This window comes from Adlercreutzia equolifaciens DSM 19450 (assembly GCF_000478885.1).
In the GTDB taxonomy this organism is placed as follows: Bacteria; Actinomycetota; Coriobacteriia; order Coriobacteriales; family Eggerthellaceae; genus Adlercreutzia; species Adlercreutzia equolifaciens.
In genome coordinates, this window is record NC_022567.1 from 1,018,051 (window position 1) to 1,043,276 (window position 25,226).

General features: G+C 62.6%; 23 protein-coding genes, 3 tRNA genes and 1 riboswitch. Of the genes, 20 read left to right on the plus strand and 6 right to left on the minus strand.

The genetic code is table 11. The features are described 5' to 3' along the window. Positions 1–48: 48 nt before the first annotated feature. The 5 genes from AEQU_RS03860 (at position 49) to AEQU_RS03880 (ending at position 4,097) form a co-directional block, all read left to right on the plus strand. Positions 49–705 (plus strand): LysR substrate-binding domain-containing protein, encoded by a 657-nt coding sequence (locus AEQU_RS03860; protein ID WP_022739623.1) that lies wholly within the window; start codon positions 49–51, stop codon positions 703–705. Between the two features lie 90 nt (positions 706–795). Next, positions 796–1,467: a 2-oxoacid:acceptor oxidoreductase family protein gene (locus AEQU_RS03865; RefSeq protein ID WP_022739624.1), complete on the plus strand. Its 672-nt coding sequence runs from the start codon at positions 796–798 to the stop codon at positions 1,465–1,467. Beyond that, entirely contained in the window at positions 1,451–1,996 is a 546-nt protein-coding gene (locus AEQU_RS12110; protein WP_022739625.1) for a 4Fe-4S binding protein, read from the plus strand. The genes AEQU_RS03865 and AEQU_RS12110 overlap by 17 nt, the downstream gene beginning before the upstream one ends. Further along, complete coding sequence (locus tag AEQU_RS03875; protein WP_022739626.1) at positions 1,993–3,183, plus strand: transketolase C-terminal domain-containing protein; 1,191 nt, start codon at positions 1,993–1,995, stop codon at positions 3,181–3,183. Before AEQU_RS12110 ends, AEQU_RS03875 begins: the two co-directional genes overlap by 4 nt. After that, the gene (locus tag AEQU_RS03880) at positions 3,180–4,097 is read left to right on the plus strand and encodes a thiamine pyrophosphate-dependent enzyme (RefSeq protein ID WP_022739627.1); all 918 of its coding nucleotides are present in this window, start codon (positions 3,180–3,182) and stop codon (positions 4,095–4,097) included. The genes AEQU_RS03875 and AEQU_RS03880 overlap by 4 nt, the downstream gene beginning before the upstream one ends. Positions 4,098–4,151: 54 nt before the next feature. Here AEQU_RS03880 and AEQU_RS03885 read toward each other — a convergent pair whose 3' ends face one another. Then, positions 4,152–4,835 (minus strand): response regulator transcription factor, encoded by a 684-nt coding sequence (locus tag AEQU_RS03885; RefSeq protein WP_022739628.1) that lies wholly within the window; start codon positions 4,833–4,835, stop codon positions 4,152–4,154. Between the two features lie 29 nt (positions 4,836–4,864). Beyond that, entirely contained in the window at positions 4,865–6,325 is a 1,461-nt protein-coding gene (locus AEQU_RS03890; RefSeq protein ID WP_022739629.1) for an ATP-binding protein, read from the minus strand. 220 nt (positions 6,326–6,545) lie between these two features. On the opposite strand from AEQU_RS03890, the gene AEQU_RS03895 reads away from it, so the two are divergent. The 4 genes from AEQU_RS03895 (at position 6,546) to AEQU_RS11820 (ending at position 8,847) form a co-directional block, all read left to right on the plus strand. After that, positions 6,546–7,718 carry an ammonia-forming cytochrome c nitrite reductase subunit c552 gene (locus AEQU_RS03895; protein ID WP_022739630.1) on the plus strand — a complete coding sequence of 391 codons (1,173 nt, stop codon included), beginning with the start codon at positions 6,546–6,548 and terminating at the stop codon, positions 7,716–7,718. 304 nt (positions 7,719–8,022) lie between these two features. After that, positions 8,023–8,098, plus strand: a tRNA-Arg gene (locus tag AEQU_RS03900). Positions 8,099–8,147: 49 nt separating this feature from the next. After that, complete coding sequence (locus AEQU_RS12115; RefSeq protein ID WP_022739631.1) at positions 8,148–8,447, plus strand: nucleotidyltransferase domain-containing protein; 300 nt, start codon at positions 8,148–8,150, stop codon at positions 8,445–8,447. Continuing rightward, on the plus strand, positions 8,425–8,847 hold the full coding sequence (locus AEQU_RS11820) for an HI0074 family nucleotidyltransferase substrate-binding subunit (protein WP_022739632.1): 423 nt from the start codon (positions 8,425–8,427) through the stop codon (positions 8,845–8,847). Before AEQU_RS12115 ends, AEQU_RS11820 begins: the two co-directional genes overlap by 23 nt. A 62-nt stretch (positions 8,848–8,909) precedes the next feature. On the opposite strand, the gene AEQU_RS03915 is transcribed toward AEQU_RS11820, so the two are convergent. Next, positions 8,910–8,983: transfer RNA gene (locus AEQU_RS03915), tRNA-Gly, on the minus strand. 462 nt (positions 8,984–9,445) lie between these two features. Between AEQU_RS03915 and AEQU_RS03920 the strand changes: the two genes are divergently transcribed. Continuing rightward, positions 9,446–10,477 (plus strand): Abi family protein, encoded by a 1,032-nt coding sequence (locus AEQU_RS03920; RefSeq protein ID WP_022739633.1) that lies wholly within the window; start codon positions 9,446–9,448, stop codon positions 10,475–10,477. 55 nt (positions 10,478–10,532) lie between these two features. On the opposite strand, the gene AEQU_RS03925 is transcribed toward AEQU_RS03920, so the two are convergent. Beyond that, positions 10,533–10,742, minus strand: a complete 210-nt coding sequence (locus AEQU_RS03925) for a hypothetical protein (protein ID WP_022739634.1) — start codon at positions 10,740–10,742, stop codon at positions 10,533–10,535. Between the two features lie 398 nt (positions 10,743–11,140). Next, a complete protein-coding gene (locus AEQU_RS03930; RefSeq protein WP_022739635.1) occupies positions 11,141–11,410 on the minus strand; it encodes a hypothetical protein in 270 nt (89 codons plus the stop codon). A 250-nt stretch (positions 11,411–11,660) separates the two neighbouring features. On the opposite strand from AEQU_RS03930, the gene AEQU_RS03935 reads away from it, so the two are divergent. Together AEQU_RS03935 and cimA are read left to right on the plus strand one after the other, a co-directional pair. Further along, complete coding sequence (locus AEQU_RS03935; protein WP_022739636.1) at positions 11,661–12,176, plus strand: GNAT family N-acetyltransferase; 516 nt, start codon at positions 11,661–11,663, stop codon at positions 12,174–12,176. A 103-nt stretch (positions 12,177–12,279) separates the two neighbouring features. After that, positions 12,280–13,881, plus strand: a complete 1,602-nt coding sequence (gene cimA / locus AEQU_RS03940) for a citramalate synthase (protein ID WP_022739637.1) — start codon at positions 12,280–12,282, stop codon at positions 13,879–13,881. 42 nt (positions 13,882–13,923) lie between these two features. Here the strand turns inward: cimA and AEQU_RS03945 are convergent, their stop codons facing one another. Further along, positions 13,924–15,099, minus strand: a complete 1,176-nt coding sequence (locus tag AEQU_RS03945) for a DUF3810 domain-containing protein (protein ID WP_022739638.1) — start codon at positions 15,097–15,099, stop codon at positions 13,924–13,926. Between the two features lie 255 nt (positions 15,100–15,354). Between AEQU_RS03945 and AEQU_RS03950 the strand changes: the two genes are divergently transcribed. From AEQU_RS03950 to AEQU_RS03985, 8 genes are all read left to right on the plus strand, one after another. Then, a tRNA-Pro gene (locus AEQU_RS03950) sits at positions 15,355–15,431 on the plus strand. Between the two features lie 308 nt (positions 15,432–15,739). Then, complete coding sequence (gene arcA / locus AEQU_RS03955; RefSeq protein ID WP_022739639.1) at positions 15,740–16,963, plus strand: arginine deiminase; 1,224 nt, start codon at positions 15,740–15,742, stop codon at positions 16,961–16,963. 98 nt (positions 16,964–17,061) lie between these two features. Beyond that, the gene (gene argF, locus AEQU_RS03960) at positions 17,062–18,057 is read left to right on the plus strand and encodes an ornithine carbamoyltransferase (RefSeq protein ID WP_022739640.1); all 996 of its coding nucleotides are present in this window, start codon (positions 17,062–17,064) and stop codon (positions 18,055–18,057) included. A gap of 117 nt (positions 18,058–18,174) precedes the next feature. Then, positions 18,175–19,773, plus strand: coding sequence for a YfcC family protein (locus AEQU_RS03965; protein ID WP_022739641.1), 1,599 nt, complete (start codon positions 18,175–18,177; stop codon positions 19,771–19,773). Positions 19,774–19,985: 212 nt separating this feature from the next. Further along, a complete protein-coding gene (argS, locus tag AEQU_RS03970; RefSeq protein WP_022739642.1) occupies positions 19,986–21,713 on the plus strand; it encodes an arginine--tRNA ligase in 1,728 nt (575 codons plus the stop codon). A 94-nt stretch (positions 21,714–21,807) separates the two neighbouring features. After that, positions 21,808–21,921, plus strand: a riboswitch (FMN riboswitch). Between the two features lie 100 nt (positions 21,922–22,021). Continuing rightward, positions 22,022–23,239 (plus strand): bifunctional diaminohydroxyphosphoribosylaminopyrimidine deaminase/5-amino-6-(5-phosphoribosylamino)uracil reductase RibD, encoded by a 1,218-nt coding sequence (gene ribD / locus AEQU_RS03975; protein WP_225885598.1) that lies wholly within the window; start codon positions 22,022–22,024, stop codon positions 23,237–23,239. Next, positions 23,221–23,913 carry a riboflavin synthase gene (locus AEQU_RS03980; protein ID WP_022739644.1) on the plus strand — a complete coding sequence of 231 codons (693 nt, stop codon included), beginning with the start codon at positions 23,221–23,223 and terminating at the stop codon, positions 23,911–23,913. The genes ribD and AEQU_RS03980 overlap by 19 nt, the downstream gene beginning before the upstream one ends. Before the next feature lie 43 nt (positions 23,914–23,956). After that, on the plus strand, positions 23,957–25,186 hold the full coding sequence (locus tag AEQU_RS03985; protein ID WP_022739645.1) for a bifunctional 3,4-dihydroxy-2-butanone-4-phosphate synthase/GTP cyclohydrolase II: 1,230 nt from the start codon (positions 23,957–23,959) through the stop codon (positions 25,184–25,186). Positions 25,187–25,226: the final 40 nt, after the last annotated feature.

A 25,226-nucleotide genomic window follows, 5' to 3' on the forward strand; every position in this document is an offset into this window, starting at 1 on the left:
TCGGGTATCATTTCATTTGAAGAGATCCCACCGAAGAAGGGAACCTACATGACCTCTTACGACTTCGCCATTTCCGGGCAGCACTACCTGTTCGACGTGCAGTCCTTCGCCCACACCATCCTGGCGGCCGGCGGCGACGCCTTCTCCTACGCGCTTTTAGACCGCACGACCCAGGGCGTCATCGACGACGTGGCCTCCGGGGCCGCCGAGCTGGGCGTCATCATGCAGACCTCCGAGACGGAAAGCGCCCTGAACGAGGCGCTGGCCGAGGCGGGGCTCGCCTTCCACGAGCTGGCCGTCTCCGCGCCGCTCGTGGCCCTGCCGTCAAGCCACCCCTTCGTGAACGCGAAGAGCCTCACCTTGGAGCAGCTGGCCGACTTCCCCTACGTGTACTTCGACCAGGGCGAGGACGCGCCCATTGCCTTCTACGAGGAGGCGCTCTCGCAGGTGCCGCGTGCCAAGAAGGTGGCCTGCACTGACCGCGCGTCGCTCACCGAGCTCATCATGGCCATCAACGGCTACACGGTGACGAGCGGTATCCTCGTGGGCATCACCGACGGCAGCGCGCTCACCACCATCCCGCTTGAGACCGACCTCAAGCTGCATCTGGGTTACGTGACCGCCGACAACCGCGAGCTCTCCGTCATGGGCGAGCGCTTCGTAAGCCATCTCGCACGCAGCTTGGACTTGTACGCGAACCGATAGAGAAGAGCGATGCTGCCAGTGAGGCAACGACAGGTATAATGAAGGGACGGGCGAGAGACCCGTCCCTTTCTTTTCACGTAAGGAACCACTATGCTGGAATTCATTTGGCATGCCCGGGGTGGGCAGGGGGCCTTTACGGCGGCCCGGTGCCTGGGGGCGGCCGCAGCGCTGTCGGCAGGCGCCTATGCGCTGGCGTTCCCCACCTTCGGCCCCGAGCGGCGTGGCGCCCCCATGCGGGCGTTCACGAAGATCGACACCGCTCCCATTGGCGACCGCAGCGCCGTGCATCGGGCCGCGTTCGTCATCTATTTGGACGAGACGCTCGTGGAAGACGGCTGGGAGGACGAGCTCGCCCCCGGCGGCCTCATGCTGCTGAACACGAAGCGGGCCCTTGACGACCCGCGCATTCTGGGAATCGACGCCGATGGCATTTCCGCTGCCGTGCTCGGCCGCCCCATTCCCAACACGGTGTTTCTCGGGGCCATTCCCGCGCTCACGGCGGCCGTGACCATCGAGGACATCCATGCCGGCATCTGTGCCACCATGCCCGAGAAGCTGCACGCGAAGAACTTACGCATCGCGGATGCCGCCTTCGCCGAGGTGGCCTCCCGCGAGATCGCCGCCACGCGCGACCTGGTGGCCGCCGAGCAGGCGGCGACGGATGTGACCGCCGTGCTTTCCGAGAAGGACGCCATGTTCTCGCTGGCCGCCGAGATGCTCGTCGAGGGAGAGGGGAGGGATTTCGATGTCCGCGATTGCTAGTCAGAGCCGCCGCCCCTTCACGCCCACGTTGCGTGAGGGCCTGGCCGTGCGCCCGAGCCAGTTCGCCCGCTCCACCTGCTTTGAGGCGGGGCACCTCACCTCGGTGAACGCCGGATGGCGCAGCGTGCGCCCCGTCATCGACGCTGAGCAGTGCACGCTCTGCCTCAACTGTTATATGTACTGTCCTGACGGCACCATCGCAAAGGTGCGCGACGACGAGGGCGCCTGCGTGGCCGTCGTCGTCGACTACGATTTCTGCAAGGGCTGCGGCGTGTGCGCGAAGGTGTGTCCCGTGCCCTGCATCGCCATGGTGGACGAACATGCGGGCGAGAACGAGGGCGCTTCCGAGACGGCCGAGACCCTGGACGAGACCTCGCCTTCGAGTGGCGTTGCCGGGGTTTCGGGTGTCTCGACCGAGCGAGTTCCGCAGCGACGGGAACAGGACTTAATGTCCTGTTCCCCAAAGCGAGGACTGTCTGAGCGAATCGAGATTCCCGAAACCCGCACTGGGAAGGGAGGCGCGGCATGAGGAAGTTCCTTTCCGGCAACGAGGCCTTCGCCGAGGGGGTGCGGCTCGCCCGGCCCCAGGTGATCTCCGCCTATCCCATCACGCCCCAGACCACGGTCGTGGAGGCGCTCGCCTCCATGGTCGAGGACGGCAGCCTCGCCTGCGAGTACCTGCACGTGGAAAGCGAGCACACGGCGCTCTCCGCCGCCATCGGCGCGTCCGCTACGGGTGCGCGCACGTTCACGGCCACCTCGTCCCAGGGGCTGCTGTATATGGCCGAGTGCCTCACCTACGCCTCGGGCGGCCGGTTCCCCATCGTGATGATGAACGCGAACCGCGCGCTCGCGCTGCCCTGGAACATCTACGGCGACCAGCGCGACTCGCTGTCGCTGCTCGATCATGGCTGGATCCAGGTGTACGCCGAGAACAACCAGGAGGCGCTCGATCTGGCGCTCATGGCCTATGCCGTGGCGGAGGATCCGCGCGTGAGCCTGCCGGTGATGGTGAACGTGGACGGCTTCGCGCTCACCCACACCTACGAGTCGGTGGAGGTTCCCACCGCCGATGAGGCCGACGCCTTCCTGCCGCCTTACCGCACGGCCAACAAGTTCGACTTCGAGAACCCCGTGAACATCGGCTACTCAGCCGGCCCGGACTTCAATCGCTACTACCAGTACTGGCACCACCGCGACATGCTGGCCGCCGAGGCGGTGGTGGAAGAGGTGGAGGCGCGCTTCGCCGAGATGTTCGGCCGGGCGTATCCCGGCATGGTGGACGCCTACCTTTGCGAGGACGCCGATTTCGTGCTCGTCACGCTGGGCTCGGCGGCCGGCCTTGCCCGCGATGTGGCCGACGAGCTGCGAGCGGCGGGCAAGCGGGCAGGCGTCTTGCGCATCCGCTACCTGCGGCCGATGCCCGACGCCGCTCTCGTTCGGGCGTTGGCCGACGCGGCGGCCGTGGGCGTGTTGGAACAGGACATCTCCTTCGGCGGCACCGGCACCGTGTACGCGAATGTGCTGGCGTCGCTCGCCCGTGCGGGCATCGCGCGACCGAGCGCGAACTTCATCGGCGGCCTCGGCGGTGACGATATCAGCCGCGAGGCCGTGCGCGGCGCCTTCGCGCGCCTGGAAGCGCTGGCAGCGGGGGAGGGCGCCTCGGGTGAGATCGTCTTCCTCGGCATCGAAGAGGGAGAGGAGGACCAGCGATGACGGTTAACGCGCGCACCATTACCGACGAGGAGTTCTTCTACGGGCACAAGGCGTGCCCCGGCTGCGGAGGCGCCCTGGCCGTGCGCCAGGCGCTCAAGGTGCTCGGCCCCCATGCGGTGGCGGCGCTACCCGCCGGCTGCATGAGCGCCACCGGCTTCAACTTCCCCCAGTTGGCCTTCGGCAACAACGCGATGATCACGCCCTTTGCGGCCACGGCGGCGGTGCTCTCGGGCATCGAGGCGGGCCTGCGCGCCCAGGGGGCGGCGCCCGAGGACGTCACCGTGGTGGGTTTCGCCGGCGACGGCGGCACGGCGGACATCGGCTTGCAGGCGCTCTCCGGCGTCATCGACCGCAATGACGACGTGCTCTACATCTGCTACGACAACGAGGCCTACATGAACACGGGCATCCAGAAGTCGAGCCTCACCCCCTTCGGCGCCTCCACCACGACCACGCCGGCCGGAAAGCGCGAGCACGGCTGTCTCACGCAGAAGAAGAGCCTGTTCGACATCGTGGCGGCCCACCGCATCCCCTACGCGGCCACGGCCTCGGTGGGGTATCTGAACGACTTCACCAAGAAGGTGGAGCGGGCGCGCGATATCAAGGGCACCCGCTTCATCCACGTGATGGCACCCTGCCCCGTGGGCTGGGGCTTTCCCTCGGCTGACATGGTGGATGTGGCGAAGGAGATCGTGGATACGGGCCTGTGGTACCTCGCCGAGTACGAGGGCCCAGCGCTCACGGGCACGCCCGGCGGCGCGTTCCGCCTGAACCGCGACCCCAAGCAGTTCAAACCCATCGAGCCCTACCTGCGCCACCAAGGTCGCTTCTCCGCCGACGACGGAGCCGATCTGGCCCTCATCGAGCGCGCCCGCGACGAGCGCTGGTCCTACATGCGCGAAGTGTGGGGGTAGGGCGGGCGGAAAGCAAACCAGAGAGTCTGCTGCGAAATCGTGTTGCCGTGCGCCTTAATCTCCCAGGCGATAGCCGAGTCGCCCCACTGTTTGGATGTGTTTCGGTTCCGCAGGATTCTCTTCGATTTTTTCTCGAATATGGCGAATATACGTGGGGATGCTGATTGACGTCCCCACGTATTCGGCCCCCCAAATCTCTGCGATTATTTCCTCGCGTGTGTAGACGCGGCCTGCATTGCATGCGAGAAGAAAGACGATATCGGTCTCCTTCGGCGTGAGGGAAACGGGGCTGCCTTCCATCTTCACTTCGCGACGATGGGGGTCGATAGACAGCTTCCCGATCTCGATGGGGGTCTGTGACAATTGGGTCGTGCGGGATGCTCTTCTCAAGAGGGCCTCGACACGCAAGAGCAGCTCCTTTTGGCTGAAGGGCTTCGTCAGGTAGTCGTCGCCGCCGCTATGAAATCCGGCCGCTTTATCTGAGATGGTGTTTTTGGCTGAGAGAAACAGGAGAGGCACCTCGGGGGACATCTTTCTGATGACCGAGCATGCCTCGATGCCGTTGAGGCGCGGCAGCATGATGTCCATGATGACAAGATCTGGGTGCTGGTCATCAAAGGATTTCAGAGCTTCGATGCCGTCTTTTGCCTCAGAGGTGGCGTAGCCGGCATTGCCGAGCATGATTGACAATGCCGATCTGAGGCTCTTGTCGTCATCCACGATCAATACTCTCTGCATGTCTCTCTCCTTGTTTCTTCTCGCCGGTCTCAGTCCTTGTGCGGCGCGTTCGCGCTGACTGGAAATCGGAGGGAAAACGTACTTCCCTCTCCCGGCTGACTCGTCACTTCGAGTGTCGCCCCTATCATGGCGGCCAGTTGCCGCGAGAGCGACAAGCCCAATCCGCTGCCCTGCTCACCCTCGGGGTGGGTTGATGACGCTTGACCGAATCGATCGAAAATAAGCGCCAGGTCTTCTTGGGCAATCCCGCATCCCGTATCGGAAACCTCGACGGTCAGCGTGCCGGAATCATCGGTTTTCGCAGAAACGGTCACCGATCCTCCTGCATCAGTGAACTTCAGGGCGTTTCCAACCAAATTGGTCAGTATCTTACGAACTGCCTCCCAGTCAGTGAGGACGATGGGAATGCCTGGCATTGCCTCGAACCAAAGAGATATGCCCTTCTTTATAGCGAGTGGATCGGCGGTGGCTTTGACCGCATTCATGATGTCGACGATATCGACTTCCTCGGCTGAGGTTTTGTACTTTCCCGATTCCACGCGAGCCATATCGATGATGTTGTTGACCATGCCGAGAAGCACCTTGCTGTTGTCCCTGACCTCTTCTACCAGATACTGTTCGTCGGGCGGGCGCTCCTTTTCGGAGCTTTGCCAAATGTCTGCAAAGGCGATGATCGAGGAGAGCGGCGTCTTCAGTTCGTGGCTGACGAGGGTGAGAAAATCCGTTTTGGCCGCATTGTCTTCTTCGAGGCGAGCGTTCGTTTCGTCGGCAGGGTCGATGACCCATTTTTTCAGAGCCCACCTTACCAACACGATAGTGACGGCCAGCATGATGCTGAAAAAGGCGATGGTGAGCACCGATTTCGCGAGCGCCTCCTCCCTATGAGCCGACAGCGGAACGACGATGCTAGCGGCCCCGGCTATCCCGCCCTCTTTGAAGCCTTCGCGGTAAGATCCCGTCTCGTCACGCGATCCAGCTGGTTCGCCGTGGCAGGAAAGGCAGCTTTTTTCAACGGTCAGCAGAGACACGTATCTGAAAACGGGCTGTCCGTTTACAACGTCTTTTCCGTAATACTCTGTGGTCCCGCTATTGCGGAATGCCTGGAGCGCTTCAGTCTCGAACGCATCGGGTTCATCTTCGGGGTTGCGCGGGTTGTCGCGAACGTAGCGAATGGCATAGTCAGATGAGCTGTCGGTGAAATCTTTCGCTATCCTCTTTGCCGCTGTGGCGCAGTAGATTCCCTTGAAGTTGTAGCTTCCATCGGCGTCGTAGTTGATCTCGTCTTGGATGCCGCCTATGTAGCGCCATGCGGCCTGCATCTGCAAATCAATGGTGCGGGCCTCAAGGAGTGCTGCCTGATCTGCGGCCGCATCTTGGGCGACGATGCTCCAAGCCACATAGATGGTCGATGCTGCGACAACGACGGCGGCAACCAAATAGGTGAATCTGGATCGGAGCCTCACTGCGCTTTCCCTGGTCTTCGAGGGCATGGGCTGTCCCTTTCGGTCTCGAGCGTATCAGGCGCTGGGTGCGCCGGCGTTTGATTTCGATTATAGAGGACGAGGTTCGTCTGCTGCCACGATTGGCAAATGCAAGCAAAACGCAAGCGAATCGCGATTGCGGGGGCGAAATCGGCACCTACAATGGTGGCGAGGGGAAGGCTGGGCCCTTCAGCGCAACGACCGCGACCGAAGGAGAGAAGGAGCTGTTATGAGACGAGTCTTATCTGGAAAGAGGGAACGTAAAGTTTTTCTGTTGGCAGCATGCGTCGCCTTCGCCTGCTGCCTGTGCCTAGGCGCCTGCGCTGTCCAGCAGAGCGAATTGTCGACGACAGGCGATGCTCCCATGGCGTCGGAAACCGATGCCGGGACGGCCATCTTGAGTCCTTATGCGTGGAAAGATCAGTATCCGAATCAGTATGCGAGCTACATAGATGCCGGCTATGAGACCTACGATGACCGACAGCCCGATGCCCACGGCAAGGTGAACACGTTTTTTAGCGCGACGCATTTCTCCAATATGACGCCAGAGACGGGATGCATGCGCTGTCACACGAGCGAATTCTCATCTTTGGTGAAAGAACATGGAGACGGGCTGTTTGCGATGGATTTCACTGATTTCCGGCGCCAGGTCACAGTCGGCGTGACGTGCTATTCGTGCCATGGCAACAACCCAGGTGAATTGACGCCGGCGAACACGTGGGTCATTGACGCCGCAAAGCGCGGGGGAATCGAAACGGACGAGAAGAATCTTGTCTGCGCCCAATGCCATGCCCTGCCGGATTGGGGCACTATCATGGACAATCCCGATCCGTCTTCGTGGTCGATGCTTCAATTCGGTCTCGATGCGGATGCTTATTGGGAGCATTATGAGGCTTCGGGCAACGAGAACCCCATCGTTCCCGCGGAAGAGATGGAATTCAACAGCTTTGTTGGCAGTATCATGGAGAAGGCCGGCGCCACGTGTGTGGACTGCCATATGCCCAAGGCCCAAAGCGATGACGGCACGATGTACAGCGTGCATATCTTCAAGGGGCCCGACTGCAACGAGGAGCTGTATGAGAATTGCCTTGGCTGCCATACTGACTCGACCGTCGAGCAGCGCAAAGCGGCTGTCGAGGAAGTGAAGGCAGACTACGAGACGAGGAGGGCGCCGGCCCAAGCTGCGGTGGACGAGCTTGCATCGGCTATTGAGCGTGCCGGGAACTCCGTCGACGCATCGAAGGTAGAGCAGGCGACGGTGCTGCTTAACAAAGCCACATTCTATTTGAACTACGGATCGGATTGGGGAAGCGGTATCCACAACATGGGTAATCCAAACAATGTCGATTGCTTCGAGGATGCTATTGCGTTTGCCGAGGAAGGGACGGCATTGCTGGCGTAGTGTTTCGAATGGAAAGAATAGTGCGGCAAGTCTCTGTTTGACGCGGCCTGTCGAGACGCCGGACAATGCGGGGCATGTGTTCTTGAGCCTGTCCCGCATTGCCTGCGCCTTCCAGCAAGCTCGTATGGGAGTGTCTGAAGGAGATTCCCCGCGGTGCGGCCGTCATGGAGGATCCTCTTGGCTCTCTGGGGCCCTTTAAGTCGCACCGCTTCCGAAGGCTGCAGACCTGGGATCGGCCCCGTGTCCTACCGCATGGAAAGATGCGCTATAATGGCTTGCTGCCGGGCGACCCGGCGAACGTTAAGCGCCCATGGCTCAACGGATAGAGCAACGGACTTCTAATCCGTAGGTTGTAGGTTCGATTCCTACTGGGCGCACCAGAAGGCCTGTGAGCCGGGTTTCGGCCCGGCTCTTTCTCTTGGAGCGAGTTTGTACGAGTATTGCGATATCGCCATGCGCCCCGCATCCGTTCTCACGACGGTCGATGAGACCGTCGCTGCTGTGGCGGCGATTTGCCGCGATCATCAATCGGAGGCATGGTTGTTCGGTTCTCAAGCTCGGCATGAAGCTCATGCCGGAAGCGACATTGATATCGCCGTCAGAAGTGACGATTTCGATGCCATCGAAGAGCTCGTCGACGAAATCGACACCGTGTTCCTTATCGACCTCGTCGATTTGAACGTCACCCATAAGAAGGGATTGGAAGATGCCTGGATTAGCATTGCGTGACCGGTTTGAGTCGTTTTTGCGTCTGCTGGCCGATACGAATGAGTTCATCGCCGAGATGCCCGCGTACCGCAAGCGCGATGGTGCTGCGATTATCTACGCCTTCAATAGCCTGTTCGATATCGCTTGGAAGCTCATGAAAGACTCCCTTACTGAGTTCTATGGGCTTGCTGACGTGAAGCCCTCTCCTCGCGATGTCATTAAGCAAGCAGGAGCGGTGGGGCTTATCGCGGAGCAGGAGCGATGGTTGTCCATGCTCAAGAACCGCAACCTGAGCACCCATGACTACATGAGCGTGAACCAAGAGCACTACTGCGAGCTGATCAAATGCGAGTATCTACCTTTGATGGATTCGCTGAAAGCGGCAATCGCGAGCCAGATTGCCGAGATGGATGCGGAGTAGGCTGTCGCAAAGAACCGACGAACGAAAACGGCCCCGTCGCAATGGCGGGGCCGTGGCGTTTCTGGAGCGGGTGACGGGAATCGAACCCGCGTTATCAGCTTGGAAGGCTGGAGTTCTACCATTGAACTACACCCGCAAAGGTAGAGGGGATTATACCCCAATTGATTCGCCTTCCAAAACAAACCCGATGAATATTCCATTAAGCGGCAATATCGTAGGATCTAAGGAAATTCATATAGCGACTGCCCAACTCGACGCCGGTCTTGGGCACGTATCCGGCATACAGGTCAAGCGTGTATCGGTGCTCTCGTGACCTAAGAGCACCGATACGGTCTTGATGTTCTCCCCATTGGCGAGGTTCAGCATCACGAAGGTACGGCGAGGGGCGTAGGGCGTAGGGTACTCTCGCGGAAAAGTTTTCGCGGCCCTTGCGCGCCGCCCGGTTCCCGGCCGAGCATCCGGGCATCGAGGACGCCGGGGGCTGGGGCCGCGCCCGTGGAGGTCGGATGGCGACGGGGGAAGCTGTTCCGTTGCGGCGATGTTCCGCTTTCGGGAACGCATGGTTTCTGGGCGATGACGGCTTGCGTAGAATAGGGGCATGGAAGAAACGGAAAAGACATACACCGCTTGGGGCCTGGACGAAGGCGAGCACGAGGCGCAAGGATTGAAGCCCATGCTGACGCCCGAAGGACAGGTCGAACTGCTGAAGGCGAAAGGCGTCACGTTCGATCGCTGCAGCGAGGAGCAGGCCATCGAGGCGCTGTCGGGCAGGGACACGTTCCTGCACACCGCCGCGTACCGGAAGTTGTTCCAGGTTCACCGCGAAGGAGGCAAGGCGGGCCAATACGTCAAGCTGGATTTCGCAGACTTGCTTGACCTCGATGCATTGGACGGCAGGTTGAGACGCACGTTCCTCGCCGTGACGGGCGACATCGAGCGGATCGCCAAGACGAGGCTCATCGCTAGGTTGGCCGACGATCCAACAGAAGACGGGTACGGCATCGTTTCAGAGTTCATGCAAGGCCAGAGAGCCACTTACCGCAATTCAATAGCGCGGGGGCTAAAGGCGCGTGCAGGGAGTTCAGGAGGTGCCGACACTTATTCAGGGAACCTCATCGAGCATTACCGCTCCGCGATGCCGGTGTGGGTGTTTCTGGAGGTAGTTCCCTTCGGCACGCTGCTGGCCTTCCTTCTGTTCTGCGCTGACCGTTGGGGCGACAAGGCGCTTGAGAACAGGCATTACGAGCTGACAGGCGTTAAGGCGGTGCGCAACTGCTGCGCCCATCAAAGCTGCATCATAAACGGCTTCACAGACGGGAACCGCGCAAGCCATGCACCCCGCTACAGAATCATGGAGTGGCTGTCGGGGAGAGAGGTTGGAAGCGCCAGAGCTCGCAAGGAGAAGATGAGGAACGAGGGGATGCAGCAGCTAGTGACGACGCTGGCGGTGTTCGACACTATCGAGGGTCAGAGATCATCCGATACAAAGGCTGCGCTCGTCGAGCTGTCGGGTGCTTTGAAGGACCACTGCCAAAGGTACGGAGAGCAAAACGCCTTCGTGTCGTTCCTGTCGTTTCTCGCCAAGACAATTGACGCGGTGCGGGATATTTGGGAATATAATCGCACGTAGAAAAACCGCAAGGTTTTGCAAGGGCCGGTCCTGTTGGGACTGGCCCTAGTTTTATCTAGGCGTGTTCCAGGACCCCGTCGAGGTTCGCCGCGCAGGTCTCCACGATGCAGCGCACGGCTGCCAGCTCGGAGGCGGTTATCCTCCGGTTGTCGGCCTTGTCCTCAAGCATCTCAAGGAGCGATGCTGCGCCTTCCAGCTTCCCCGAGGACTGCACCCTAACGTTGACGAGCTCTTTCGGCGGGGCGTATTCTGCGCTTGCTGCCATGGGGCCACCTTTCCGTATTCGGGATGAAGAAGATAGTGGCCCCAGAGAACGTGCGGCAACCTAGGTGGCAGCACCGAAGGGCGGCCCTTTCCAAGGGCCGGGATCGGATCCGCGCGACTGCCTTTGGAGGATCGGGTGTCGCGACCGGTGTCGATATCCGGAGGTTTGGAACTTCGGGGCGACGAACTGCCTGAAAAATGCACGAGATCGCGAGTTGTAAGCGTCCCGGGGGTGCGAATGACTCGGAACTGAAGGCTTGCAAATCGGCTCCAATTCGCTGACCAGGCATTTCTCAATAGCTTTTCAGAGCACGGGTCTTCATCGGCGGGATCGGACGCTTACAACTCGAGATTTCGTGCATTTTCGGGGTGCTTCGGCGACTGAGCGGGGCGCCCGCGTTAGCGAACCTCTGCCAAATAGGCGTTGGCGCTGCGGGGGAACTCGCGCTTGAAGGCCTCCTTCAGCAGGCGCTTGCCAGCAGCGCCCGGCGGCAGGGGAGAGCGGCTCTTCTCGAAGCCGTCCTCGACGAGGAGCCAGCCCTCTCCGTCGCGCTCGAGGGTGAGGGAGCGGTCCTTCTTGAACGTCGCCAGAGTGAGCGACTTCAGTCCTTTGTCGGCCGGAGCGTTGAAGAGCTTGGCCTGGGCCTGCTTCACGGGAACGAGCTTCATAGCGACCTCCTGTCGGGCGCGCCTCGGCCGAAGGTCGGGTACCGGGCCAGGTCGCAGAGATGCTTTTCGCGATGATTGTACGCGTTGCCAATGCTCCTTCGAACGGCCCGTTTTTTCCTTCCCCGAACTGTAACGCGCGCCGAAGAAAGAACGGCCTGTTTCGCCGATCGGGCACGGCCGGCATCGGTCTGCTATAGTGGCGTCGGGAAATGGGCGCCGGGCATGTCGGCGCAGTTGATAGGAGGTTTTCATGGAGATCGTTGTTGCGGAACCTGAGCAGGTGGATGCCATGGTCGCTATCACCGAGCAGGCCCGGGCCAACATGGCCGCTATGGGCATCGATCAGTGGCAGTGCGGTTATCCCGACCGGGGTACCTGGGAGGCTGACGTGGCGGCAGGTGCCGCCTATGTTGCCCTGGACGAGGGACGCGTGGTGGCTGTGTTCCGCTACGCCGATGAGCCCGAGGCCGCTTATGAGACTCTGGAAGGGGAGTGGCTGACCGACGGTCCCTACGCCACGGTGCACCGCTGCGCCGTGGATCCGGCCTGTCGGGGGCGCGGCATCATCGGAAAGCTCTTCGCCTTCGCCTGCGAAAAGGCGGCTGCCGACGGCATGGTTTCCGTGCGCATCGACACCCATGCCGACAACGCCCCCATGCGCCGGGCGGTGGAGAAGTTCGGCTTCGTCCCCTGCGGCGACATCACGCTGACGGAAGGCCCCGAGGCCGGCGCCCCGCGCATCGCCTTCGAGAAGGTTCTAGGTTAGGCGGTCGAAAACGGGGGCTTCAGCTGCATCGGGAAGGCGAAAGCGTGCGGATGACTTTGCGGGCGCTATAATGGCACCCGACCAGAGATTCGGGGAGGCATCTATGACCGCGACGCGCATCTACACCTACGACTCCACCTTGCGCGATGGGGAGCAATGCGAGGGCATCACGCTCTCGCTGGCCGACAAGCTCGCCATCGTGCGGCGTCTCGACGAGTTCGGCATCGACTACATCGAGGGCGGCTTCCCTGCGTCGAACCCCAAGGACGTGGTCTTCTTCCGCGAAGTGGCGGCTATGGATTTGAAGCACGCCCAAATCGCGGCCTTCGGTTCCACCTGCAAGAAGGGCGTCGCCGCTGCCGAGGATCCCGGGTTGGCCGACCTCATCGCGTGCGGGGCGCCGGTGGTCACTATCGTCGGGAAGACGTGGGACGCCCAGGTGGAGCGCGCGCTGCAAACGACGCTCGAAGAGAACCTGCGCATGATCGGCGAGTCGGTGGCCCACTTGAAGGCGGCTGGCCGGCATGTGGTGTTCGATGCCGAGCACTACTTCGACGGCTTCAAAGCAAATCGCGACTATGCCCTGGCCTGCGTGGGAGCGGCCGTGGAGGCGGGTGCCGATTCGGTGGATCTTTGCGAGACCAACGGAGGCGCGCTGCCCTTCGAAGTGGAGCAGATCGTCGCAGCCACAGTCGCTGCCTTTCCGAGCCAGGCTTTCGGCATCCACTGCCACAACGACTCCGGTTGCGCGGTGGCCAACACGCTCGCGGCCGTGCGCGCCGGCGCCACGCAGGTGCAGGGTACCGTGAACGGCATCGGCGAGCGCGTGGGCAACACCGACCTGCTCACGGTCATCGCCGACTTGGAGCTGAAGATGGGTGCGGAATGCGTGGGGCACCGCAGCCTCGTCCAGCTTACAGGCGTGGCCCAGTACGTGGCCGAGCTCTGCAACGTGTCCATGCCCGCGCATCATCCCTACACGGGTTCTTCGGCCTTCGCCCACAAGGGCGGCTTGCACGCCAGCGCCATCGCGCGGTTCCCCGCCGCCTACGAGCACGTGAGCCCCGCCGCCGTGGGCAACACGAGCCGCACAGTGGTGAGTGAGCTGGCCGGCAAGGCATCGCTTCTGGCGAAGGCGAGAAGCCTCGGCTTCGATCTGGAAGCGGCCGGCGTGGACGTGCAGGCGGTGCTCGACGACATCAAGGCGCGCGAGGCGGCCGGCTTCACCTACGAGGTGGCCGACGGCTCGCTGGGCCTTCTGCTCATGCGCCACCTGAGGCTGTACGCGCCGGCGTTCACGTTGGAGAGCTTCCGCGTCATCGTGGACGATCGCGAGGACACGGGAGCCCTGGCTAAAGACGCCCTGTCCGAGGCCACGGTGAAGATCCACGTGGGGGAGGGGCGGTTTGTGGCAACGGGCGAGAGCGCGGGCCCCGTGGGCGCCCTGGACGCTGCCCTGCGCATGGCCATCGTGGCGTCGTATCCGCAGGTGGAGGCCATGGAGCTCATCGACTACAAGGTGCGTCTGCTCGACGAGTCCCAGGGCACCGACGCCATCACCCGCGTGACCATCACCGCCACCGACGGCGTAGACACCTGGGGCACCGTGGGCGTCTCGGAAAACGTCATCGAGGCCTCCTGGAACGCGCTCGTCGATTCCCTGGAATACGGCCTTTTCCGCGCCCGTGTACGGGCGGGGAAGTAGGTTTTCGTATCCCTCGGCGAAGATGCTCGGTTGCCTTGGATATTAGTCGGTTGGCGTTTCCTCGGGCTTCTCTTCTCGGGCCTCGGCGAGGAGGAGGTCTACCATGCGGCCGTAGCTGCGGGTGCCGTCTTGCTGCTGGTTGGCCTTCAAATAGGCGTCGTTGGCGGCGTTTGATGCCTCGGCCACGGGGCCCTCGAACTGTTTCAGGTACTCAGCGCGCGCACGGCGGTCGGCCTTCACCTCTTCCGACAGCCCGTCGCTCACGGCAACGGCCGTATCGCGATCCGCCTTGACGAGCGCCGAGAGCGCGTATTCGTAGGCCAGCGAATAGCCGCTGTAGCGCGTGAGCGGGTCGGTTGCGTCCTTGCAGGCGAGGTATCCGATGAAGTTCGCCTCGTCCTCGCGCATGAAGCCGCATTGGTGGGCCATCTCGTGCCCCATGGTGGCGGGAATGGTGAAGAACGGCCCGTCCACGTTGATGTTCGATCCCACGGTGAAGGGGAAGTACATGCCCGCGATGTCGGCGTAGCTCATCAGCTCCGAGAAGAGCACGGGTTTGGGAGGGGAGTACAGCGGCCGCGCGAGCGCCGGGTAGCGCTCGGCCAGCGCCTCCATGTTCGCGACGGTCTCGTGGGAGTAGGTCCAGAAGCCGCCGCGAGATTCGGCGTACTCGTCGGGGATCGCGGCCATTTCGGCGCCGGCTCGGGTGGCTTCTCCCTCGTTTGTTGTCGCGGTCACCTCGGCCCGCGTCTCGTTCATGTTGGCGGCCAGGCTCTCGCACAGCGCCGCCAGCTCGTCGGTGGAAGATTCCCTCAGCTCGAATCCGGCGTCCTCGGCGAAGGTGTGGCGGTAGTAGTTCAGCCCGCACATGAGGGCGAAGATGCAGTAGGCTACCGAGAGCACGGCGAGCATTGTGGTCAGCGCGCGCCACAGCACGAACCGCCGCCGACCGCGCCCACGTACGAAGGCGACGAGGTAGAAGCCGAGCCACCCGATGCAGAACGCGAGTGCCGCCACCACGACCCACTGCGCCACCGAGAACGGCGCCAGCGACGGCAGAAACCCCCATGCCGACGACAGCCACGGGTAGACGCCCCGCGAGAACCACGCCTCGGTCAGCGACGGGTTCGCGCTCGCCACCCAGGTCAGCACAAGCGCGGCCGCGCCGGGCAGCAAAAGCCAAAGCCGCTTCAGCCGGTATGTCTCGGATTTTTCCATAGACGCTATTATGCAGGTGTGCGGGGGCGCAAGCAAAAGAAGACTTACATGGTAATGGTTTTGTTTCCGTGTTTGAGAACCCAAAGATTTTGTGCAGGATTTTGCGTTTGGGAGAGTCGCACGCTCCCTGCGAGCTCTCCCAAACGCAAAATCCTGCACCGAAAAGGACCATAAGGAGTTCCGAGGCTCTCCCAAACGCAAAATCCTGCGCTTTTGCTCGATAGCGAGGGTTCTGCTATACTTTCCGCGCTATTTCGGGACGTGGCGCAGTCTGGTAGCGCGCCTGCTTTGGGAGCAGGATGTCGCAGGTTCGAATCCTGTCGTCCCGACCATGAATTTAGGCTGCGAGCCCTGCCGAGCAATCACGTTTGGCAGGGCTCGCCTTTCCCTTACCAAAAAGCTCACCGAAAATAAAGAGCAGTTGGCCGATTTGCAGGTGACAAATTCGTATCATCTCGTTTCCGCTGAGAAAAGCAAACCGTCGGCTTCCTGGAGCGAACCACAAGTTGTGGGACAGTAGATACCGTCAAACACAACAGACCTTGTTACGACTTGGTGGGCCTCTGCTCTCGAAGCCGCGTGAGATCTTGTGTGGCTGGCACGTTTCTATCTGTATCCGATCTAGGATAGGAGAGCTTCTATGCAAGGAGTAAACGTCAAAAGCGAGATCGGCAATCTCAAGAAGGTCATCCTTCACCGCCCCGGCGACGAGTTGCTGAACCTCACCCCGAACACCTTGGAAGAGCTGCTGTTCGACGACATCCCGTTCCTTCCCGTGGCCCAGGAAGAGCATGACGCCTTCGCGAAGATCCTTCGCGACGAGGGCGTCGAGGTCGTGTACCTGGAGGATCTCATGGCCGAGGTCCTGGACGCCAAGCCCGAGCTGCGCCGCCAGTTCCTCGATCAGTGGATCTACGAGGCGGGCATCCGCACTGATATGTACCACGACATCATCACCGACTATATCGAGAGCAACTACCCGAACACCAAGGACATGGTCATGAAGACCATGGCCGGCATCAACCTGCAGGAGCTGCCGCAGAAGGACACGCACCTGCTCGTGGACATGGTGTCCGACCGCTGCAAGCTCGTGTGCGCCCCGATGCCGAACCTGTACTTCACCCGCGACCCGTTCGCGATGATCGGCAACGGCGTGTCCATCAACCGCATGTACAGCCAGACGCGCAACCGCGAGACCATCTACGGCGATTACATCTTCAAGAATCACCCCGATTTCGTGGGCACCCCCGAGTACTACAGCCGCAACGACACCTTCCATATCGAGGGCGGCGACATCCTGAACATCAACGAGCACGTGCTGGCCATCGGCATCTCCCAGCGCACCGAGCCCGACGCCATCGACCACATCGCTCACAACATCTTCAACGACGAGACGAGCCCGATCGACACCATCCTGGCGTTCAACATCCCGGTATCCCGCGCCTTCATGCACCTCGATACCGTGTTCACGCAGATCGACCGCGATAAGTTCACCATTCATCCCGGCATCATGGGTCCGCTGACCGTCTTCGAGATCACCCCGGACGGCAAGGGCGGCACCAAGATCCGCGAGCGCAACGAGGATCTGGAGTCCGTGCTCTCCGAGTACGTCGGCGAGAAGGTCACGCTCATCCCCTGCGGCGGCGGCGACCGCATCGCGGCCGAGCGCGAGCAGTGGAACGACGGCTCCAACACCCTGTGCGTCCGCCCCGGCACCGTGGTGGTCTATCAGCGCAACAACGTCACCAACGACGTGCTGTACAAGAACGGCATCAACTGCCTGGTCATGCCGTCCGCGGAGCTCTCCCGCGGCCGTGGCGGCCCGCGCTGCATGTCCATGCCGGCCTGGCGCGAGGCGCTGTAAGGCAACCCACCGCGCGGCTTGAAGCGCTGCGCATTGCTTGAGAATTTCCCTGCGGCCGGCCTGTCGGTCGGCCGCCATCTCATTGAAAGGAACGTATTATGCCCGTGAATATTTCCGGCCAGTCCTACCTCCGCCTGCTCGATTTCTCCACCGAGCAGATCGAGTACCTGCTGAAGCTCTCCAAGAACTTCAAGGACTTGAAGCGCACCGGCACCCCGCACCGCTACCTCGAGGGCAAGAACATCGTTCTCTTGTTCCAGAAGACCTCCACGCGCACCCGCTGCGCCTTCGAGGTCGGCGCCATGGACCTCGGCATGGGCGTGACCTACCTTGATCCGGGCAGCTCCCAGATGGGCAAGAAGGAGTCCATCGAGGACACCGCCCGCGTGCTCGGCCGCTTCTACGACGGCATCGAGTTCCGCGGCTTCGCCCAGTCCGATGTGGAGGAGCTCGCCGAGAAGGCCGGCGTCCCGGTGTGGAACGGCCTGACCGACATGTGGCATCCCACCCAGATGCTCGCCGACGCGCTCACCGTGCAGGAGAACTTCAACTACGACATCAAGGGCCTGAAGTTCGTCTTCTTCGGCGACCTTAAGAACAACATGGGCCGCTCGCTCATGGTGATGTGCGCCAAGCTCGGCATGAACTTCGTCGGCTGCGGCCCGAAGGACTGCTGGATGGACGATGAGCTCATCAAGACCTGCGAGGGCATCGCCGCCGAGAACGGCTGCACCGTGAAGTGCACCGAGGACGTGAAGGAAGCCGCCACGGACGCCGACGTCATCTACACCGACGTGTGGGTGTCCATGGGCGAGCCCGACGAGGTGTGGCAGCAGCGCATCGAGCAGCTGCAGCCCTATCGCGTGACCAAGGAGATCATGGCCATGGCGAAGCCGACGGCCATCTTCCTGCACTGCCTGCCGGCCTTCCACGACACCAACACCACCACCGGCGCCGACATCGCGAAGCGCTTCGGCGTGACGGAGATGGAAGTGGAAGACGACGTGTTCGAGTCGAAGCAGTCGAAGGTCTTCGACGAGGCCGAGAACCGCATGCACACCATCAAGGCCGTCATGTACGCCACGCTGCAGTAGCTTTCGTACCGCTACGGTAGCTGGCACATAGTTCGACACCTCGGGGCCGTGCGGAGTCGGGAGGGGAACCGCACGGCCCCCGTGTTTTGTCAGTCATTCGATTAAGGAGGGATAACCATGGCAGCTGCAGAGAAAGGCAAGAAAAAGAGGGCGCCTCTGTCCTCGTTCACCATCTTGCTCATCATCTTGGTGGTTCTGGCGATTGTCACTGTTATCATGTCCGCGTCGGGCGTCGAGGGCGTCCAGGGCGCGACGCTTTCCCAGGTGCTCACCGCGCCCGTGTTCGGCTTCCAGGACGCCATCGGCGTGTGCCTGTTCGTCATGATCCTGGGCGGCTTTCTGGGCATCGTCACCGAGACCGGCGCCCTTGACGCCGGCATCGCGGCCCTCGTGCACAAGCTGAAGGGCAACGAGCTCGTGCTCATCCCGATTTTGATGGCGATCTTCTCCATCGGCGGCACCACCTACGGCATGTGCGAGGAGACGGTGCCCTTCTACCTGCTGCTCGCCGCCACCATGGTGGCCGCCGGCTTCGACAGCCTGACCGGCGCGGCCGTGGTGCTGCTCGGCGCCGGCGTCGGCGTCATGGGCTCCACCGTGAACCCGTTCGCCGTCGGCGTGGCCGTCGACGCTTTGAACGGCATCGGCGTGTCCGTGAACCAGGGCATCATCATCGCGCTCGGCGTGATCATTTGGCTCGTGTCGCTCGCCATCGCCATCGTCTTCGTGATGCGCTACGCCAAGAAGGTGAAGGCCGACAAGGGCTCCACCTTCCTGTCGCTGCAGGAGCAGCAGGACATGATGAACGAGTGGGGCATGAAGGAGTCCGAGACCGAGGCCGCCGACGATGACGCCGCCGCGACGCCGAAGATGTCCGGCCGCCAGAAGTGGTCGCTCATCGTGTTCGCGCTCACCTTCGTCATCATGATCGTCTCGTTCATTCCCTGGGCCGACCTCGGCGTCACCATCTTCGATGCCGGCGCCACCACCCAGGAAGTGACGACCACCGTGACCGGCGAGGAGCTTGTGAGCGCCTACGACGAGGCGAACGGCACCACGACGACGCTTGCCGCTCCGGTTGAGGCCACCTCGGTCTCCGAGGAAGAGGTCACCCCGGCCTGGTCTTCCTTCCTGACCGGCGTGCCGCTGGGTAGCTGGTACTTCGACGAGGCCTCCACGTGGTTCCTGCTCATGGCGCTCATCATCGGCGTCATCGGCGGCGTGTCCGAGAGCCGCTTCGTGAAGGCGTTCATCAACGGCGCCGCCGACATGATGTCGGTCGTGCTCATCATCGCGCTGGCTCGCTCCATCACCGTGCTCATGGCCAAGACGGGCCTTGACATGTGGATCCTGAACAACGCCGCCGCGGCGCTGACGGGCATGTCGGCGATCATCTTCGCGCCGCTGTCGTTCCTGCTCTACATCGTCCTGTCCTTCCTGATCCCGTCCTCCTCCGGCATGGCCACGGTGTCCATCCCGATTCTGGGCGGCCTGGCCCACCAGCTGAACTTCTCGGTCGAGACCATGGTCATGATCTACTCCGCCGGCAACGGTCTTGTGAACCTGTTCACGCCGACCTCCGGCGCCATCATGGGCGGCTTGGCCCTCGCCAAGGTGGAGTACTCCACGTGGCTCAAATTCGGTGCCAAGCTGTTCGTGGTTCTCGGCGTGGTCTGCATCGTGATCCTCACGGCGGCCATGGTGATCCTGTCATAGCATCCACGGCAAGCGTGCGAACTTGTGCACTTGCACAGTTCTGACCTGCGGAACCGTTAGCGGGAGCGCCCGGGCACAGTGCTCGGGCGCTCCTGTTTTTCTCGGGCCGTTCATGCTATTATGGCCGCTTATAGGCGCGATTGGGTACGGCACAGCCCGCGCGCGTGGTAACGCCGACGTACTGAAGACGTACAGAAGAGGAAGTTAGACCAATGGAAATTCGCGAATCCCTCGAAGCGATCATCGACGCCGCGATTGACGCGGCCCGTGCCGACGGCTCACTTGAGCTGGCGGAGGCCCCGCAGGCAGCTCTTGAGCGACCCCGCGACGAGGCCAACGGCGACTGGGCGAGCACCGTCGCCATGCGCACCGCGAAGCTCGCTCACAAGAACCCCCGCGAGATCGCCCAGATCATCGTGGACCACATTCCCGCAAACGACATGATCGCCTCCGTGGAGATCGCCGGCCCCGGCTTCATCAACATCCGCCTGTCCGATGCCGTGCTGCAGGGCGTGGTGCGCGAGGTGCGCGAGGAGGGCGACAACTTCGGTCGCGGCACCATTCCCGAGGGCGAGCGCTACGTGAACCTCGAGTACGTGTCCGCCAACCCCACCGGCCCCTTCCACGTGGGCCATGGCCGTTGGGCGTCCTTGGGCGATGCCATGGCGCGCGTCATGCGCCACGGCGGCTACGACGTGTACGAGGAGTACTACATCAACGACCACGGCAACCAGATGGACGTGTTCGGCAACTCCGTGAACGTGCGCTACCAGCAGCTGCTCGGCCGCGACGTGGAGATGCCCGAGGCGTGCTACGGCGGCGCCTACGTGAAGGACATCGCCCAGGACATCATCGACCGCGACGGCGACAAGTGGCTGAACGTCTCCGACGAGGAGCGCGTTGAGGCCTTCCGCGAGATGGCTTACGACATGACGCTCAAGAACCAGCGCGAGGTGCTGGCCAACTTCGGCACCACCTTCGACAAGTGGTTCTCCGAGCGCTCGCTGTACGTGGAGGACGAGAACGGCGAGAGCGCCGTGTCCCGCTCCCTGGACGCCATGCGCGAGAAGGGCTACCTCTACGAGAAGGACGGCGCCCTGTGGTTCCGCTCGACGGATCTGGGCGACGACAAGGATCGCGTGCTCATCAAGGGCGACGGCGAGGCCACCTACTTCATGAGCGACGTGGCCTACCACTACGACAAGATGATGCGCGGCTTCGACCACCTTATCGATCTGTGGGGCGCCGACCACCACGGCTACATCAAGCGCTGCGAGTGCATGCTCGAGGCTTGGGGCTGGCCCGGGGCGCTCGAGGTGCAGCTGGGGCAGCTCGTGAACCTGTTCCGCGATGGCAAGGCCGTGCGCATGTCCAAGCGCACCGGCGAGATGGTCACCTTCGAGGAGCTCATCGACGAGGTGGGCGTGGATGCCACCCGCTACCTCATGCTCTCCCGCTCGGCTGACCAGCCCATCGACTTCGATATCGAGGTGGCGAAGAAGAAGGACGCCTCCAACCCGGTGTACTACGTGCAGTACGCCCACGCGCGCATCTGCTCCATCCTGCGCAAGGCGGCCAATGAGGCCGACGCCGCCGCCGTCGAGGCGGGGGAGATGACGATGGGCGAGCTCGCCGAGAAGATCATTCCCGAGGATTGCGACCTGACGCCGCTCACCCATCCCTCCGAGCTGGCGCTCATGCGCAAGATGGCCGACTTCGGCAACCTCATCGCCCTGGCGGCCCGCGACCGCGCGCCGTTCCGCCTGACCCACTACGCGCAGGACCTGGCGTCGCTGTTCCACCAGTTCTACACCAACTGCCACGTGCTCACCGACGACGCCGACGTGCAGACGGCGCGTTTGGCCCTGTGCGACGCCACCCGCATCGTGCTGGCCTTGACGCTGAACCTGCTGGGCGTGTCGGCTCCGGTGAAGATGTAGCCATCGGATTTTGTGCTTTCACCCATTTGAAATAATTTGGGTAATTGACTATCGGGAAGAACGGCCGTAATATCCTTCCCGTCGAACAACTACATAGCATCTTCAGGGCAGGGTGAGATTCCCGACCGGCGGTAAAGTCCGCGAGCCTTAGGGCTGACTCGGTGAAATTCCGAGACCGACAGTACAGTCTGGATGGAAGAAGATCTTCAGCGTGCGCGCGTATGCTCAAGGGCCCTGGAACCTCGTGTTTCAGGGCCCTTTGCGATGCGGGCGCCCCCCTGTCCTGAGGTGTCTTTGTGAAAGGAGGCATGATGGACGGAGGGCGCAGCGTCCCCGATGGGGCGCGAGGGGGCGTGCGATCGTCGGAAGTGGGTGCGCAATCAGCGGATGCCGACGGCTCGCTGCCCGCTGAGGCTGATGAGCGCTTCATGGCCCGAGCCGTTGAGCTGGCCCGGCGCGGAGCGGGATGGACGAGCCCCAACCCCCTTGTCGGCGCCGTCATTGTGCGAGACGGCCGTATCATCGGCGAGGGCTGGCACCACCGTTTCGGCGGTCCCCATGCCGAGCGGGAGGCGCTTGCGGCTTGCAGCGAGTCGCCGGCCGGTGCCACGGCCTATGTCACCTTGGAGCCCTGCTGCCATACGGGCAAGACGCCGCCGTGCACCGAGGCGCTTATCGAGGCCGGCATTGCGCGCGTGGTCGTGGGCGTGCTCGATCCCAACCCTCTTGTGGCGGGCAGGGGCAACGAGGCTCTGCGGCGGGCCGGCATCGAAGTGGCCGTGGGGGTCTTGGAGCCATCGTGCCGCGCTGTCAACGAACCGTTCCTGCACGCCATGGAGCAGCGCCGTCCCCTGGTGATAGCCAAATACGCCATGACCTTGGACGGGAAGGTGGCCACGCGGGAGGGGCTTTCTCGCTGGGTGACCGGAGAGGCGGCGCGCCGCCGCGTTCATGAGGACCGCCACCGCCATGCCGGGGTCATGGTGGGCATCGGCACGGCGCTCGCCGACGATCCTCTGCTGACGTGCCGCCTCGATGGACGCGAGGTCTCCCAGCCGGCGCGCGTCGTGGTCGATGCCGCCGCGCGCCTTCCCCTGGAATCCCAACTGGTTCGCACGGCAAGCGAGGCGCCCGTGATAGTGGCCGTGGCCGAGGGCGCGCTGCTGGCTCGCCGCAACGCCCTGGCCGAGCGCGGATGCGCGGTGGTTGCGGTGCCTGCGAGAGAAGGTCGCGTTGACCCTCGCATTCTCATGGAGCTGCTCTGGCAGCGCTTCTCTCTGGACTCCCTGATCGTGGAAGGGGGGCCGACGCTTCTCGGCAGCCTTTTCGACGAAGGTTTGGTCGATCGCGTCCAAGCCTACATTGCGCCCAAGATTTTCGGCGGCTTAGAAGCTTTGGGCCCCGTGGCGGGGCGCGGGGTGGGGGATCCGGCGGATGCGCCCGTCCTTTCCGAGGTGTCCCTGCAGATGATGGGAGGCGACGTGCTGCTGGAAGGGAGGCTTCAGCCATGTTCACCGGTATCGTAGAGGAAGTGGGACGCGTGCGTTTCCTGCGCGGCGGCTCCAAAGACGGCGTGCTACGCATTGCCGCCAAGCGGGTTTTGGGCGATGTGCGACTGGGCGACTCTATCGCAGTCAATGGTGTGTGTCTGACGGTGACGGACTTCGACGGCGGCTCTTTCACGGCAGATGTCATGCCCGAGACCCTGCGGCGATCGAATCTGGGAATGCTCCGCGCGGGGAGCCCCGTCAATCTGGAGCGCGCTCTGGTGGCCGACGGGCGCTTCGGGGGCCATATCGTATCGGGCCATATCGACGGTATGGGCACGATTGCCTCGGTGCGCCAGGAGGCGAACGCCGTGTGGTACGAGATAGAGGCGGCGCCCTCCCTCCTGCGCCTGGTCGTCGAGAAGGGCTCGGTTGCCCTCGACGGCATCAGCCTGACGGTGGCAAGCGTCTCGGACGCTTCTTTCACGGTATCGGTCATTCCGCACACGCGGGAGCAGACAACCCTCGCCTCCAAGGGCGTCGGCGATAAGGTCAACATGGAGAACGATGTCATCGGCAAGTACGTGGAGCGTCTGCTGCCGCGCGCATCGCCCGGGAAGGACGAGCTTTGGGGAAAGGGTGGCGGCAGTCCGAAGGCGAGTCCGTCGTCACCGGGTCTCACGCGGGATTTTCTTGCGGCCCATGGGTTTTAGGCTCGCATCTGCACGGCAAGGCTATCAGAGAAAGAGAAGCATCATGAACGACTTCCAATTCGACACCATTGAACAGGCCTTGGGGGACCTGCGCGCGGGAAAGGTCATCCTGGTGACCGACGACCCCGATCGCGAGAACGAGGGCGATCTCATCTGCGCCGCGCAATTCGCGACGACGGAGAACGTGAACTTCATGGCGAGCGTGGGAAAGGGGCTCATCTGCATGCCTATGAGCGCAGAGCTGTGCCGCCGCCTGCGCTTCCCCCAGATGGTCACCGACAACACCGACAACCACGAGACGGCATTCACCGTGTCGGTGGATCATGCGGACACGACAACGGGCATCTCGGCGGCCGAGCGCGGCCTTACGGCGCGCAAAGTGGTGGATCCCACCTCGTCGCCCAGCGACTTTCGCCGGCCGGGCCACATGTTTCCCCTTATGGCGAAGCCCCTCGGCGTGCTGGAGCGCAATGGGCACACTGAGGCAACGGTGGACCTGTGCCGGCTGGCCGGCCTTGAGCCGTGCGGGCTGTGCTGCGAGATCATGGCCGATGACGGCACGATGATGCGCACGCCGCAGCTGATCGAGCTGGCAAGGCGGCATGGCCTGACGTTCGTGTCCATCAAGGCGCTGCAGGACTATCGCAAGAAGCACGAAGTGCACGTGGAACAGGTGGCCGACGTGTTCATGCCCACGGAATACGGCGAGTTCCGCGCCAAGACCTTCGTCAACCGCTTGAACGGCGAGCACCATATCGCCCTCGTTAAGGGAGCGATCGGCAACGGCGAGGACGTGCTGGTGCGCGTGCATTCCGAATGCCTGACCGGAGACGTGTTCGGCTCGCAGCGCTGCGACTGCGGCGCGCAATTTGCGGCGGCCATGGCCCAGGTGGAAGCGGCCGGCCGCGGTGTGGTGCTGTACATGCGCCAGGAGGGCCGCGGCATCGGGCTCGTGAACAAGATGCGCGCCTACGAGCTGCAGGAGCAGGGCCTCGACACGCTGCAGGCAAACGAGGCGCTGGGGTTTGCCGGCGATCTGCGGGAATACTATATCGGGGCCCAAATTCTGCAGAGCCTCGGAGTGAAGACCATGCGCCTGCTCACGAACAACCCCGACAAGGTGTATCAATTGGAGGATTTCGGCCTGGTCATTGCTGAGCGGGTGCCGATCCAGATTGCACCTACAGCCCACGACGGCTTCTACCTGAAGACCAAGCGGGAGAAGATGGGCCATATGCTCAAGGCGGAGGAGCCGCAGCCCCAGGTGGCGTAACAGACGGAAAATTCGAAAATTTGGAAACTCGAAAGGAATT

Excerpts from the sequence above, each read along its gene's own strand:
- AEQU_RS03880 (WP_022739627.1), top strand. The coding sequence starts at position 3,180 with ATGACGGTTAACGCGCGCACCATTACCGACGAGGAGTTCTTCTACGGG.
- AEQU_RS03865 (WP_022739624.1), top strand. The coding sequence starts at position 796 with ATGCTGGAATTCATTTGGCATGCCCGGGGTGGGCAGGGGGCCTTTACG.
- AEQU_RS03920 (WP_022739633.1), top strand. The coding sequence starts at position 9,446 with ATGGAAGAAACGGAAAAGACATACACCGCTTGGGGCCTGGACGAAGGC.
- AEQU_RS03890 (WP_022739629.1), bottom strand. The coding sequence starts at position 6,325 with ATGCCCTCGAAGACCAGGGAAAGCGCAGTGAGGCTCCGATCCAGATTC.
- AEQU_RS03980 (WP_022739644.1), top strand. The coding sequence starts at position 23,221 with ATGTTCACCGGTATCGTAGAGGAAGTGGGACGCGTGCGTTTCCTGCGC.
- AEQU_RS03930 (WP_022739635.1), bottom strand. The coding sequence starts at position 11,410 with ATGAAGCTCGTTCCCGTGAAGCAGGCCCAGGCCAAGCTCTTCAACGCT.
- AEQU_RS03860 (WP_022739623.1), top strand. The coding sequence starts at position 49 with ATGACCTCTTACGACTTCGCCATTTCCGGGCAGCACTACCTGTTCGAC.
- AEQU_RS03875 (WP_022739626.1), top strand. The coding sequence starts at position 1,993 with ATGAGGAAGTTCCTTTCCGGCAACGAGGCCTTCGCCGAGGGGGTGCGG.
- cimA (WP_022739637.1), top strand. The coding sequence starts at position 12,280 with ATGACCGCGACGCGCATCTACACCTACGACTCCACCTTGCGCGATGGG.
- arcA (WP_022739639.1), top strand. The coding sequence starts at position 15,740 with ATGCAAGGAGTAAACGTCAAAAGCGAGATCGGCAATCTCAAGAAGGTC.
- argF (WP_022739640.1), top strand. The coding sequence starts at position 17,062 with ATGCCCGTGAATATTTCCGGCCAGTCCTACCTCCGCCTGCTCGATTTC.
- AEQU_RS03895 (WP_022739630.1), top strand. The coding sequence starts at position 6,546 with ATGAGACGAGTCTTATCTGGAAAGAGGGAACGTAAAGTTTTTCTGTTG.
- AEQU_RS03965 (WP_022739641.1), top strand. The coding sequence starts at position 18,175 with ATGGCAGCTGCAGAGAAAGGCAAGAAAAAGAGGGCGCCTCTGTCCTCG.
- AEQU_RS03985 (WP_022739645.1), top strand. The coding sequence starts at position 23,957 with ATGAACGACTTCCAATTCGACACCATTGAACAGGCCTTGGGGGACCTG.
- argS (WP_022739642.1), top strand. The coding sequence starts at position 19,986 with ATGGAAATTCGCGAATCCCTCGAAGCGATCATCGACGCCGCGATTGAC.
- AEQU_RS03945 (WP_022739638.1), bottom strand. The coding sequence starts at position 15,099 with ATGGAAAAATCCGAGACATACCGGCTGAAGCGGCTTTGGCTTTTGCTG.
- AEQU_RS03925 (WP_022739634.1), bottom strand. The coding sequence starts at position 10,742 with ATGGCAGCAAGCGCAGAATACGCCCCGCCGAAAGAGCTCGTCAACGTT.
- AEQU_RS12110 (WP_022739625.1), top strand. The coding sequence starts at position 1,451 with ATGTCCGCGATTGCTAGTCAGAGCCGCCGCCCCTTCACGCCCACGTTG.
- AEQU_RS11820 (WP_022739632.1), top strand. The coding sequence starts at position 8,425 with ATGCCTGGATTAGCATTGCGTGACCGGTTTGAGTCGTTTTTGCGTCTG.
- ribD (WP_225885598.1), top strand. The coding sequence starts at position 22,022 with ATGATGGACGGAGGGCGCAGCGTCCCCGATGGGGCGCGAGGGGGCGTG.
- AEQU_RS03935 (WP_022739636.1), top strand. The coding sequence starts at position 11,661 with ATGGAGATCGTTGTTGCGGAACCTGAGCAGGTGGATGCCATGGTCGCT.
- AEQU_RS03885 (WP_022739628.1), bottom strand. The coding sequence starts at position 4,835 with ATGCAGAGAGTATTGATCGTGGATGACGACAAGAGCCTCAGATCGGCA.